At 64.5% G+C, this 13,325-nt stretch carries 12 protein-coding genes; 9 read left to right on the top strand and 3 right to left on the bottom strand.

Annotated features, from left to right (window positions below; genetic code table 11):
- Positions 1-162: 162 nt before the first annotated feature.
- From IEX25_RS03285 to IEX25_RS03270, 4 genes are all read left to right on the top strand, one after another.
- Complete coding sequence (locus IEX25_RS03285; protein WP_229665016.1) at positions 163-888, top strand: fatty acid desaturase; 726 nt, start codon at positions 163-165, stop codon at positions 886-888.
- 8 nt (positions 889-896) lie between these two features.
- Entirely contained in the window at positions 897-1,412 is a 516-nt protein-coding gene (locus IEX25_RS03280) for a sterol desaturase family protein (RefSeq protein ID WP_229665015.1), read from the top strand.
- Positions 1,413-1,680: 268 nt separating this feature from the next.
- On the top strand, positions 1,681-3,042 hold the full coding sequence (locus IEX25_RS03275; protein ID WP_188714028.1) for a PQQ-dependent sugar dehydrogenase: 1,362 nt from the start codon (positions 1,681-1,683) through the stop codon (positions 3,040-3,042).
- A gap of 54 nt (positions 3,043-3,096) precedes the next feature.
- A complete protein-coding gene (locus IEX25_RS03270; RefSeq protein ID WP_103173294.1) occupies positions 3,097-3,420 on the top strand; it encodes a c-type cytochrome in 324 nt (107 codons plus the stop codon).
- 23 nt (positions 3,421-3,443) lie between these two features.
- Here IEX25_RS03270 and IEX25_RS03265 read toward each other — a convergent pair whose 3' ends face one another.
- Positions 3,444-4,409 (bottom strand): 2-hydroxyacid dehydrogenase, encoded by a 966-nt coding sequence (locus IEX25_RS03265; protein WP_188714027.1) that lies wholly within the window; start codon positions 4,407-4,409, stop codon positions 3,444-3,446.
- Positions 4,410-4,613: 204 nt separating this feature from the next.
- On the opposite strand from IEX25_RS03265, the gene IEX25_RS03260 reads away from it, so the two are divergent.
- From IEX25_RS03260 to IEX25_RS03240, 5 genes are all read left to right on the top strand, one after another.
- On the top strand, positions 4,614-5,750 hold the full coding sequence (locus tag IEX25_RS03260) for a TRAP transporter substrate-binding protein (protein ID WP_103173292.1): 1,137 nt from the start codon (positions 4,614-4,616) through the stop codon (positions 5,748-5,750).
- Between the two features lie 67 nt (positions 5,751-5,817).
- On the top strand, positions 5,818-6,402 hold the full coding sequence (locus tag IEX25_RS03255; RefSeq protein WP_188714026.1) for a TRAP transporter small permease subunit: 585 nt from the start codon (positions 5,818-5,820) through the stop codon (positions 6,400-6,402).
- Between the two features lie 45 nt (positions 6,403-6,447).
- A complete protein-coding gene (locus tag IEX25_RS03250; protein ID WP_188714025.1) occupies positions 6,448-7,872 on the top strand; it encodes a TRAP transporter large permease in 1,425 nt (474 codons plus the stop codon).
- A 1-nt stretch (position 7,873) separates the two neighbouring features.
- Complete coding sequence (locus tag IEX25_RS03245) at positions 7,874-9,214, top strand: amidase (protein WP_229665013.1); 1,341 nt, start codon at positions 7,874-7,876, stop codon at positions 9,212-9,214.
- Between the two features lie 4 nt (positions 9,215-9,218).
- Entirely contained in the window at positions 9,219-9,386 is a 168-nt protein-coding gene (locus IEX25_RS03240) for a hypothetical protein (RefSeq protein ID WP_188714023.1), read from the top strand.
- 58 nt (positions 9,387-9,444) lie between these two features.
- On the opposite strand, the gene IEX25_RS03235 is transcribed toward IEX25_RS03240, so the two are convergent.
- Entirely contained in the window at positions 9,445-9,825 is a 381-nt protein-coding gene (locus IEX25_RS03235) for a hypothetical protein (RefSeq protein ID WP_188714022.1), read from the bottom strand.
- 61 nt (positions 9,826-9,886) lie between these two features.
- Positions 9,887-13,222, bottom strand: a complete 3,336-nt coding sequence (locus IEX25_RS03230) for a M10 family metallopeptidase C-terminal domain-containing protein (RefSeq protein WP_188714021.1) — start codon at positions 13,220-13,222, stop codon at positions 9,887-9,889.
- Positions 13,223-13,325 lie beyond the last annotated feature (103 nt).

Genomic DNA, 13,325 nt, shown 5'->3' with positions numbered 1-13,325 from the left:
GATCTGCGGAAATCAGGACAAGGACGGCCCCGCAATATGCCTGCGCCTGTTGGCAAAAACGGTGCCATCGCCCGCGCCCTGACCACAACGCCCGGGGTAGAATCCGCCGAAGCATCGCTCTAGATTGTGGCAGGTGACACACCATGAGCAAGGAGCCGGGGCTTGTCCGAAACAGCGCGACGCTTTCCCTCGTCCAGCCTCCTAGGTGCCGCATTGGCGGCCGGGGTGATCTGCGCCTGGATCGCCCTGCATGTCTTTGCCGTCTGGCACCTGGAGGCGGCAGATGCGCCCCTTTTGGCGATCGCCTGCCTGATCGTGCTGACCTGGCTGTCGGTCGGGCTGTTCATCGTCGCCCATGACGCGATGCATGGGGCGATCGTTCCGGGAAGCCCCCGGATGAACCGGGCGTTCGGGACCGTGGCGCTGCTGCTTTTCGCGGGGTTTTCCTGGCGCAAGCTGATCGTCAAGCACATGGCCCATCATCGCCACGCAGGCACCGACGACGATCCCGACTTCAGCCATGGCGGGCCGGTCGCGTGGTACATCGACTTCGTGCGCACCTATTTCGGCTGGCGAGAGTTCTGGGTGCTGGGCAGTTCGGTCATCCTTTATGCGCTGATCCTGGGGCCACGCTGGCCTTATGTGGCATTCTGGGCCGTGCCCTCGATCCTGGCTTCGATGCAGCTTTTCATCTTTGGCACCTGGCTGCCGCACCGGCCGGGGCATGACGCCTTTCCCGACCGGCACAATGCCCGGTCCACGCGGTTCGGCGATCCGTTGTCGCTGCTGACCTGCTTTCACTTCGGCGGCTATCACCACGAACACCACCTTTACCCGTCGGTGCCGTGGTGGCGGCTGCCCTCGACCCGGGAAAAGGGTGGCGCATGAACATCCTGATGCCAATTATCATCGTCGTCCTGACCGTAGCGGCCATGGAGGGCATCGCCTATTCCGTCCATCGCTGGATCATGCACGGCCCCCTGGGCTGGGGCTGGCACAAGTCGCACCACGAGGAAACCCACGGTCCCTTCGAGAAGAACGACCTTTACGCCGTGGTCTTCGCCGTGATCTCGATCCTGCTGTTCGCGATCGGCAGCGCCTGGTGGCCCTGGCTGTGGTGGGTGGCGGTCGGTGCGTCCGTCTATGGCGTGATCTATTTCATCGTCCATGACGGGCTGGTCCACCAGCGATGGCCGTTTCGCTATGTTCCCCGGCGGGGCTATTTCCGCAGGCTTTACCAGGCGCACCGGCTGCATCACGCGGTCGAGGGACGGGACGACTGCGTGTCCTTCGGCTTCGTCTATGCACCGCCGGTCGAGGATCTGAAAGCGCGGCTCAAGGCCTCGGGCGTTCTGGCGCAGCGGCAGTCGAAGCATCCCGACGCCTGGCGCGCCGACCGCGCTGAAGACTGAGCCGCCAAAACGTCCTGCGGTCCGACGATCGGTATGTGCTGCCTTGCGCCTGGCGTGGCATCATTTGGTCTGATGGATTCAACAAAGCTGTTGAAAAGCCTACGCCATCATAGATCATACCCGGTCAGGCACCGACACGCCTGAACATCAGAAGAACCGCGAATTCCGTTCGCCAGACGGGTCGGTCCTGACCGTTGCGATGGGTGGCCTTTGGAGGAGGCGCCGCCCGATCGTTCAAGACATTGGACTGCATCAGGGAGGAGACACCATGAGACACGCAAGACTTTGCGGACTGCTTCTGACGACTGCCCTTGCAACGCCGGCCTTTGCCCAGGACAACCTGGAAACGCTGCAGGGAATGCAGCGCACCGACGCCACCTTCACCCGCATCGACCAGGGCGGTCCGAACGCGGAATCGCTGAAGGCGATCGTGCCGCATATCAATGTCCCCGACGGCTTCGAGGTCAGCCTTTATGCGGTCGTCCCGGACGCGCGGTCGATGGCGGTGGCGCCGCAGGGCACCGTCGTGTTTGTCGGCACGCGCAAGGACAAGGTCTGGTCGGTCGTGGACCGCGACCGGAACCGGGTCGCCGACGAGGTGATGGATTTCGCCCCCTCGCTGACCTTCGACATTCCGAACGGTCCCTGCTTCTCGCCCGACGGGTTCCTGTATATCGCGGAACGCAACCGCGTCCTGCAATTTCCGGCGGCCGAATTCTTCTTCGAAGGCCCCGACCCTGCCGTGGGCACCGTGGTGTCGCAAGGCCAGCTGATCCCGGCCGAGGAGGAAAGCTTCAACCATACCGCCCGCGTCTGCCGCATCGGCCCGGATGGCAAGCTTTATATCTCGCTGGGCCAGCCCTATAACGTGCAGCCCCAGGACAAGCTGGAAAAATACGACGAGATCGGCATCGGCGGCATCATCCGTATGAACATCGACGGCACCGAGCGAGAGGTCTTCACACGGGGCGTCCGCAATTCGGTCGGGCATGACTTCAACCCGGCCAACGGCGATCTGTGGTTCACCGACAACCAGGTGGACGGTCTGGGCGACGACATCCCGCCTGGCGAATTGAACCGCCAGACCGAGGCAGGCCAGCATTTCGGCTTCCCCTGGACCAATGCCGAGGTCGAGGTCCCCGACTACAAGGAAGTCCCGCGCCCCGACGGGGTCGAATTCGTCGAGCCGCAGGTCAAGATGGACGCCCATGCGGCCGACCTGGGCATGAGGTTCTATACCGGAAACTCGTTCCCCGAGGAATATCGCGGCGGCATCTTCTCGGCCCAGCACGGCAGCTGGAACAGGACCACGCCCATCGGCGCGCGGGTCATGTTCACCCGGCTTGATGCCGACGGCAATGCCGCCGGGACCGAGGTCTTCGCCGATGGCTGGCTGGACAGCGAGACCGGCGAATACCGGGGCCGTCCGATGGACATCGCCTTTTTGCGCGACGGGTCGATGCTGGTGTCGGACGACTTTGCCGGGGCGATCTGGCGGATCGCCTATACAGGGGATGCTTCGACGCAGGACAGCGCCGCCGGTGGCACGGATGCGCAGGCCGCCGATGCGGCAGCGGAGGGCGCCGATGGCGACGCGGCGGAAACACCGCCCCCGGCGCCTGCCAACTGATCCAGGCCGGGGCGGCGTCCGCCGCCCCGCATCCCTCCACGAAGGCATCACATCATGAAATCATTGTTCGGCGCGGTTCTTGTCACCGCGTTCGGCCTGGGCGCCGGGGCCGCTCTGGCGCAGACGGCCACCCCGCCGGGCCAGGCCCAGACCTGCCGGGTTTGTCACGGCCTTGACGGTATGGGGACCAACCCGATGATCCCCAATATCGGCGGGCAAAGCGCGGATTATCTGTCCAAGCAGTTGCAGGATTTTCGCGCGGGCAGGCGCGAGGATCCGCAAATGAGCATCATCGCGCGCGACCTGACGGACGAGGACATCAAGGCCCTGTCCGACTGGTACGGTTCGATCACCGCGACCTATGCCCTGCCCCAGTGATCCGCGCCGCAGGCCCTGCCCCGTCAGGCCACGCGGTCCGACGGCTCGCGGCCTGCAAAGAACGCATCGAGGTTGTCCAGCGCCCTGAACCCCATCGCATCGCGGGTTTCTTCGGTGGCCGACCCGATATGGGGCAGCAGAAAGACATTGGGCAAGGCCGCCAGTGCGGGATTGCCGCCGGGTTCGGTCCTGAACACATCCAGGCCGGCGGCGAAAAGCCGGCCCGATTGCAGCGCCTGGACAAGCGCATCCTCGTCGATCAGCATTCCCCGCGCGGTGTTCACGACGATGGCCCTGTCGGGAAGCATCGCCAGGGTCCGGGCGTTGATGATCCCGTCATTCCCGGGCGTTGCGGGGCAGTGCAGGCTGAGAACGTCCGACACGGACAGCAGGCTTTCCAGGCTGTCGTGAAAGACCGCGCCCTTTTCCAGATGGGCCGGCAGGCGCCGCCGGTTGTGGTAATGGACCTGCATCCCGAACCCGCGCGCGCGTTCGGCGGCGACCTGGCCCACCCGGCCCATTCCCAGGATGCCGAAACGCTTGCCCGTGACCTGGCGGCCGACCATGAAGTCGGGCGACCAGAAATTCCACTGACCCGACCGGACTAGAGCGTCGCCTTCCGCGCCGCGCCGGGCGGCACCCAACATGCACAGCATCGCGATTTCCGCCGTCGCGTCGGACAGCACGTCGGGCGTGTTCGTGACCGTGATGCCTGCCGCCGCGGCCGCCGCAAGATCCACATGGTCGGTGCCTACCGAATGATTGGCGATGATCTTCAGGCGGGGACCAAGGGCGCGGATGACGTCGGCGCCGAACAGTTCGGAATGGCAGGCCATCACCGCATCGGCGTTCATGCAGGCGGCGACAAGGTCTTGCGGGGACAGCACCCTGTCGTCGGGATTCAGGACCACGTCGTAATCGCGCGCGGCCCTTTGCTCGACCGCCGGGCGGAACCTGCGGGTCATCACCAGTCTGGGCTTGGTCATCATGGTCCCCTGTAAGTCCTGGCCCTGCCGGACGGACCGGGCGGGCCGTAAGTCATCCACGGCTATCTAGGCGCGGCAAATGTGCAATAGATCAAAAAAATGCAAAATGTCCCACAAAAGTACAGTTGCGCAAATCCGTTTCGTCGTCCCTATTGAGCAGGCAATAAAATGTCGCGCCAAGCGGCTTCATTGTCTGGGAGGACACCGATGACCGACACTGTCGATTCAGCGCGTTTCTCGCGCCGATCTTTCCTGCGCACGGGCGCCATGGGCGGAACCGCCGCCGCAGCGGTGGCCCTGGCGGCGCCGCCCGTGCTTGCGCAAGCCCCGATCGTCATGAAGATGCAGACGTCCTGGCCCGCCTCGGACATCTGGCAGCAGATGGCGCAGGACTATGTGACGCGGGTCGAGGAGATGTCGGGGGGTCGCCTGACCATCGACCTGTTGCCCGCCGGGTCCGTGGTGGGTGCCTTCCAGGTCATGGATGCGGTGCATGACGGCGTGATCGACGCGGCCCATACCGTTCCGGTCTATTGGTACGGCAAGTCGAAGGCGGCGTCCTTCTTCGGGACTGGCCCGGTCTTCGGCGGCTCGGCCTCGACGATGCTGGCCTGGTTCTATCAGGGGGGTGGCGCTGAACTTTACCGCGAATTGACCCAGGATATCCTGGGCCTGAACGTCTATGGCTATATGGGAATGCCGATGCCGGCACAGCCCTTCGGCTGGTTCAAGAACGAGGTCAACGCCGTCGCCGACGTGCAGGGGCTGAAATACCGCACCGTGGGCCTTGCCGCCGACCTGTTGCAGGCGATGGGCATGTCCGTGGCCCAGTTGCCGGGCGGAGAGATCGTCCCCGCGATGGAGCGCGGCGTGATCGACGCCTTCGAGTTCAACAACCCGACGTCCGACCGCCGCTTCGGCGCGCAGGACGTCGCCAAGAACTATTACCTCGCATCGTACCATCAGGCCTCGGAATCCTTCGAGTTCATCTTCAACCGCGATTTCATGGACGACCTGCCCGAGGATCTGCAGGCGATCCTGAAATACGGCGTCGAGGCTTCGGCGACGGCGAACCTGGCCCTGGCGATGCGCGAGTATTCGAAGGACTTGGCCGAACTGGCCGCGGGCGGCGTCACCGTCCACCGCACCTCGCAAGAGATCCTGGCCGCCCAGATCGAGGCATGGGACAAGCTGATCGTGGATCTGGAAGCCGATCCCTTCAACAAGAAGGTCATGGACAGCCAGCGCGCCTGGACCGAACAGGTGGCCTATTACGAACTGATGAACGCGCCCGACCTGGGGCTTGCCTACGAACATTACTATCCCGGCAAGCTGAAGCTGTGACCGTCAGGGGCGCGGGATGTCCCCGCGCCCGCCCACCCCGTGACGTGGCTGCCAGGAGCTTTGCGCAATGCAGAAGTACATCCAGTTCGCCGACGCCCTTTCGGCCTGGTTCGGCAAGGCCTTCGCATGGCTGATCATCCTGATGACCGTCGGGATGAGCTATGAGGTCATGGTCCGCTATCTGTTCAACCGGCCGACACCCTGGGCGCTGGACATCAGCTTCATGATGTATGGCACGCTGTTCATGATGGGCGGCGCCTATACCCTGTCGCGCGGCGGCCATGTGCGGGGCGATTTCCTGTACCGGCTGTGGTCGGACAGGACCCAGGCGCGGGTCGATCTTGTGCTGTATCTGATCTTCTTCTTCCCCGGCATCCTGGCGCTGATCTTTGCCGGATGGAAATACGCCGCCCGATCCTGGAGCTATGGCGAGGTGTCGGTGAACAGCCCCGCCGGCATCCCCATCTATCAGTTCAAGACGGTGATCGTCGCGGCAGGCATTCTGCTGTTCTTCCAGGGCATCGCGCAGGTCATGCGCTGCATCATCTGCATCCGCACCGGCACCTGGCCCCCGCTGGACCACGATGTCGAGGAAACCGAGACGATCCTGATGCAGCAGGAAGCCAACGAACATCCGCACGGTCCGGCCTGACGCCGGCATGTCCCCCTTGCCAACCCCGAAGCTGGAGCTAGCGTCGTGACCGATCCCCAGATCGCCTTGTTCATGCTTGGCATCTTCATTTTCTGCGTGTTTCTGGGTTTTCCCATCGCCTTCACCCTGATGGCCATCGGCATCGGGTTCGGCTATTACGCTTACTACGATCCGGGCCGGATGTGGCGGTCATACAACCGGCTTGAAGAAGACGCAGGGCTTTGGGAATCGACGCAGCTTTGGCTTGAAGGGTTCTACAACAACAGGATCTTCGACCTGTTCGTGAACCAGACCTATACGGTCATCTCGAACGAGGTTTTGACGGCCGTGCCGCTGTTCCTGTTCATGGGATACATCGTCGAGCGCGCCAATATCGTGGACCGGCTGTTCAGCACGCTTGCAGTGGCGACGCGGAACCTGCCGGGGGCCCTGGGCGTGGCGACCCTGATCACCTGCGCGCTGTTTGCGACGGCGACGGGGATCGTGGGGGCGGTCGTCACGCTGCTGGGCCTTCTGGCGCTGCCGCAGATGCTGAAGATGCGCTACAACCACAGCTTCGCGGCGGGCATCATCTGCGCGGGCGGAACCCTGGGCATCCTGATCCCGCCATCCATCATGCTGATCGTCTATGCCGCGACCTCGGGTGTGTCCATCGTCCGACTTTATGCCGCGACGCTGCTGCCGGGGCTGGTGCTGGTCGGCCTGTATTTCATCTATATCGTGACCCGGGCCATCATCAACCCAAGCCTCGCGCCGCGTCCGACCGAGGATGAAGTCCCTTCCATGCCCCTGGGCAAGCTGATCTGGCTGCTGACCACCAGCTTCATCCCCCTGGCCGCGCTGATCCTGGCGGTTCTCGGCTCGATCCTCTTCGGCCTTGCCACCCCGACCGAGGCGGCCTCGATCGGCGCGCTTGGTGGCATTCTTCTGGCTGCCGCCTATCGCGCGATGACCTTCGACCGGCTTCGCGAAAGCGTCTATCTGACCGTCCGGACGACGGCGATGGTCTGCTGGCTGTTCGTCGGATCTTATGTGTTCGCGGCCGTCTTCAGCTATCTGGGCGGCGAGAAGGTCATCGCCGACTTCGTGGCAGGCCTGGACCTGACCCCCGTCCAGTTCCTGATCATGGCCCAGCTCATCATCTTCCTGCTGGGCTGGCCCTTGGAATGGTCCGAGATCATCATCATCTTCGTGCCGATCTTCCTGCCGCTTCTGCCGATGTTCGGCATCGACCCGCTGTTCTTCGGCGTTCTTGTGGCCTTGAACCTGCAGACCGCCTTCCTGACGCCCCCCATGGCGATGAGCGCCTATTACCTCAAGGGCATCGCGCCCGAGAACGTCAAGCTGACCGAGATTTTCGCGGGAATGCTTCCCTATTGCGGGCTGGTCATCATATCCATGGTGATCATGTATCTGTTCCCGCAAATCGTCTTCAGCCTGCCGGATGCCGTCTATGGCCCCTCGCGCTAAGATGCAGGCTGTGCTTGGCCTCGATGCGGTCGAACTGCGCGACCGCCTGGCCTCGGGCGCGTTGCGGGCGGCCGATCTGGTCCGCGCCTGCCTGGCCCGCATCGCCGAACTGGAACCGCAGATCGGCGCCTGGGCCTGGATCGACAATGATCATGCCTTGGCGCAGGCGGAACGGCTTGACCAATGGCGCCAGTCCGGGCGGCCCCTGGGACCGCTGCACGGCTTGCCGGTGGGCCTGAAGGATGTGATCGACACAAAGGGCATCCCCACCGAAAACGGCACGCCCATCGACGCGGGCCGGGTTCCGGCCGAGGATGCCTGGATCGTCGCGCGCCTGCGCGCGGCGGGCGCGATCATCCTGGGCAAGACGGTGACGACCGAATGCGCCTTTCTGCATCCGGGACGGACCCGCAACCCGCACAATCCCGACCATACGCCCGGGGGATCGTCCCAAGGGTCGGCCGCGGCCGTCGCCGCTGGCATGGTGCCGCTGGCGGTGGGCACGCAGACCGGCGGTTCCGTGATCCGCCCCGCCGCCTTCTGCGGGGTCGTCGGACTGAAGCCCAGCTTCGGCCTGATCCCCAGGACCGGCATCCTGATGCAGTCGCCCACGCTGGACACGGTGGGCGTCTTCGCCCGCAGCGTCGCCGATTGCGCGCTTCTGGCCCAGGTGCTTGCGGGCCACGATCCCGCCGACCAGGCGACCGAGCCCCTGCCCGCCCCGCCCCTGCTGGATACCGCCCAGGCCCCGCCGCCGGTGACCCCTGTCTTTGCCTTCCTGAAGCCCCCCGACTGGGACCAGGCGGATCCGCAGACCACGGCGGCGGTGCAGGAACTGGCGACCTTCCTGGGCGATCAGTGCTTCGAGGTGGCCGTCCCTGGACTGGAGGACGCCGCCGCGATCCGCCGCCGGATCAACTTCGCCGAAATGGCAAAGTGCTATCATGCCCTTGAAAGGCGCGGGCGGGACCGCATGTCGGATATCCTGAAAGGCGCAATGGACGAAGGGAAGGCGGTCCTCGCGCGCGACTATATCGCGGCGCTTGATTGGCGGATGCTTCTGAACGCCGCCATGGAGCCGGTGTTCGCACGCTGCGACGCGATCCTGTGCCCGGCGGCACCGGGGCCAGCGCCTGCGGGACTGGCCGGTACCGGGGACGCGATCTTCAACGGGCTATGGACGCTGACGGGGATGCCGGCGGTGACTCTTCCGGTGTTCCGGGCCGAAAACGGCCTGCCGATGGGCATCCAGCTTGTCGGGCGGCGGGGCGACGACGCCAGGCTGCTGCGCACGGCCCGCTGGCTGGCCGCGCATCTTGAAACCTCGGGTCACGGAGGATGACAACATGAACCTGTTCCTGGCGATCTTTGCCTTCGTCGTCATGGTGGCCTTCCTGGCCATCCTGGTGATCCACGTTCCCCGCACCGACCTGATTTGCGTGGTGGGGCTTACGGTAGCCCTAGGCGCCTGGGATCTTTTCACGACGTTCCGGTCAAAAGGCGGATCCCGATAACGGCGGGGGACCGGGACTTCGCCGGGTCGCGCCGCCTGCCGTCAGCCGGACGGTTCCTTCAGTACATGACGGTATAGAGCGTGATGGCGACCGGCGCGTCGCCTTCAAGCTGCGCGCTGCCCCGCGCCAGCAGCCAGCCGTCGGCACGCTGCAACTGCGCCACGACCTGCCGGGGCGAAGACCTGTCGGGGACGGATGGCAGGAACAGGCTGATCCTCGTCGCCTTTCCGTCGCTTTCGGCGGTCGTCCCAGTCTGGCGGCGACCGGCAGGGTCGTCCAGGTGAACGACAAGCCGGCCCTCGGGGATGGACTTGCCATCTTCGAAGCCGATCGTAATCTGGATATTGCCGGGGCGCGTCGTGTCCGCGCCTGCACCCGCCCCGACCGCTGCGGTGGCGGCGGCCAGCAACATCATGCGGTAACCTGCAAGCCGCTTCATGAGGTATTCCTTGATGCTTCGGGGAAACGGGGCGCAGGATCGCGCCCCGTTCCAGGCGTTATCAGACGATATAGAAGTCTTCGGCCGAAAGATTGAGATTCGAGCCCAGCCGCGCGAACCTGATCGCATCCGTCTGACCGGTGCCATCGGCGTCATAGGACAGGAAGCCGCTGTTCCTGTCATAGACGATGCGGTCATCCGCATCCTGCGCGGCACCGCCGGGACCGCTGCGGAACGCCCCGAAGGCCAGGGTGCCCAGCCCGCCGATCGCGTCGAAGACGTCGCTCGCCAACAGGATCAGGTCTTCGGTCACGTCGAAGTCCGAGATGCGGTCGATGTTGCCATTTCCAAGCGCCGTCGAGAAGCGGAAGCTGTCCTCGCCCGCGCCGCCGATCAGGAAGTCGGCAGCCAGCCCGCCATCCAGAAGGTCGCTGCCGGCCCCGCCGCGCAGGGTGTCCATGCCCGCGACGCCGGGCTGGACCGGTTCGGGCGGAAACTCCACCGACACGTTCAGCTTGTAGGTCGAGCCTTCGGGAACGGACGGCGACCAGCCATCGCCCGGCGCCGTGGGCGACCAGCTTCCTTCCAGGATATAGTATGTCCCCGTCTTCTCGACGGTGAAGACGGTGCTGGAATCCCGGCTGCTGTTCGATCCGGGATCGCCGCCGCCATCGTCGTTTTCGGCGACGACGTTTCCGTCGCTGTCCAGCAGCCTGACCCAGCTGTCATGGACATTGGGATCGGCGATGCCGTCGATGTCGATGGTGATCAGCGTGCCCGCCGCCAGGTCGATGCGGTAGTATCCCCCCTCGCCCGTCCCGGTGGCGTTGACCGTGGTATGCAGGACCGTGGTCGAATCGAAGATGTCCGGATCCGCCGTCAGCGAGAAGTTGTCGGAAATATCAAAGGCGGTCGCCATCGAACCGTTGGTCGCGTCGGGTCCCAGCGTCGCATAGCCGCTGCCCAGGCCGGGGCGCGGAACGGCAGGGCCCTGATCGGCGAAGTCCCCGATCAGGGTGTCGTCGCCGGCCCCGCCTTTCAGATCGTCGTTTCCGCCCTGCCCGGTCAGCACATTGGCCCCGCGATCCCCGGTCAGCCGGTCGTTCCAGCCCGAACCCGCGACATTCTCGATGGAAACATAGGTGTCGCCTTCGGACTGCCCGCTTGCCAGGCCGATGCGGACCCCGGCCGCGGCATCGGCGTAATCCGCCGTGTCGCGCCCCGCGCCGCCCATCAGGGTGTCGCGGCCTTCGCCGCCCGACAGCGTATCGTTGCCCGAACCACCGGACAAGACATTGGCCCCGTCGGTGCCGATGATGTGGTCGTCGAAGACCGACCCGACGGCGTTTTCGAACCCGACAAGGATGTCGTGGCGGATGACTGTTCCCCGTCCCACGATCTGCACCGGACCGTCGGCATCGCCGCCACGGGCGGAACCGTCGGCAAGGTCGATCCTGACCCCGGCCGAGCTGCCTTCATAGACGACCGTGTCGATCCCGCTGCCGCCGTCCAGGTAATCCTGGCCCGCGCCGCCGATCACCGTGTCGTCGCCGCCCTCGCCATAGATGATGTCGCCGTCGTTGCCGCCGTCCAGCAAGTCGTTGCCGTCGCGCCCGTTGAAATAATCGCCGCCGCCCTGGCCCCGGAAATGGTTCGCGTCGGCATTGCCAATGAAGCGGTCGATCCGGTCGTCCGAGCCGATCAGGTTCTCGATGCTGAAGAAGGTGTCGCCCGATGCGGTGCCGCCGCTGGCAACGTTGGTTTCCAGGTTGACCAGCAACTGGAACGGGCTTTCCCGGCTGAAATCGACCGTGTCGCTGCCCGCGCCGCCCCGGAAGACATCGACGCCATCCTGGCCCATCATCATGTCGTCGCCATTGCCGCCGTCCAGCGTGTCGTCGCCGGCACCGCCGAAGATGGTGTCGTTGCCGTCCCCGCCATAAAGCGCGTCGTCCCCGTCGTCGCTTTCGGTCTGATCCTCAAGGTCCGCGACGGGGATGGTGTTGTTGATGTCGCGGCTGGCCAGCGAATCGCGCCCGCCGATGATCAGGTCGTCACCGCCAAGGCCGAAGATCGTGTTGCCGCCCGCACCCCCGTTCAGGGTGTCAGCGCCCGCCTGGCCTATCAGGATGCTGCCCAGGGCCGGGCCACCTGCGGGACCATCATCGACGTCATCGCCCGGTTCGACAACCGTTCCGCCGGCATAGACGATGTTCTCGACATTGGCGACGTCGCCCAGATCCAGGCCCTCGGCGATGACGATGATGGTGTCGTTTCCGCCGCCGGCTTCCTCTCGCACGATGTCATCGGCAGAATCGACGAAATAGATGTCGTCGCCGCCATTGCCCGCCATGCGGTCACCGCCGCCGCGTCCGTCCAGGACGTTGTTTCCGTCATTGCCGATCAGGATGTCGGCAAAGCGGCTGCCGATGCCCTTTTCGACATAGTATTCGGTCCGGTCCGCATTATGCCCGGCAAAGATCGACACATTGTTGCTGTGGCCGTTCACGCTGGAAAACTGGCCCGCGCGCAGATCCAGGATCGTGCCCGCCGTGGATCCGGAAAAGTCGATCGTGTCGTCGCCGCCCGTGTCATGGATGACAAAGCCGATGTCGCGCTGCATCCCGGTCGAGGTCAGTTCGTACCCATAGACCGTGCTGTTGAAGCCATAGACATCGTTTCCGGTGTTCAGGTCGATCGTCTGATAGACGCGCTGACCGTTTTCCCCCACCGTCGAGAAGAACCGGCGGATCACCGCCTCGATATCGGCCATCAGCGGCGTCACGGCCGACCAGCGGCTTTCCTCGCCCACGTCGATCCCGTCAAAATAGGACATGACGCTGTATTGCTGGCGGTCATAGATCCAGGTGGCGTTGTTCAGATAGTTGATCTGCACGCCGCCGGGGCCGCTGTAATTGTACAGGCCGGGATGGTTCAGGCCGAATTCATGGCCGAATTCGTGAACGAAGGAGTCGAACACATAGCCGCCGATATCCGTCAGGTTCGGCTCGGTGTCGTGGAACCGCTGGCCGATGCTGACATAGCGGTTGCTGGAAAAGGCGCTGCCGTCGCTGGGTTCGCCCAGTTCGGGGCTGACCACCTGCATCCAGTCCTTGTTGCGGTCGAAAGGCGCGTCATCGACGATCTCGAACCGCAGCGGCGTGACCGAGGACCAGAGATCCAGGGCACCGATGGCCGCAGCCTTGTAGTCGGGATGGTTGTTCAGTTCATGAACGTTGATCCGCAGGGGCTGCGCCGCGATCGCGGGCGTCAGGCTGCGGTTCAAGGCACCGACATAGGTCAGGAATGCCTCGTAGTCTTCGCTTTTCCCGAAAGGATTGTCGGGCGTCTGGTCGTTGATCCACCATTCTTCGCTGGTTTGGGTCGTGGTCGGCATAGGACTGGATCTCCCTGTTCAGCAACTTCGGGTAGTGAATGTTGCATGGAGCGATGCCCTGAAGACCCGGCACGCAAGGCGTGTGCTGCTTCAAGAACCTATC

Source organism: Paracoccus acridae (assembly GCF_014642735.1).
GTDB lineage: Bacteria > Pseudomonadota > Alphaproteobacteria > Rhodobacterales > Rhodobacteraceae > Paracoccus > Paracoccus acridae.
This window is presented reverse-complemented; position numbering and strand designations above follow the sequence as displayed.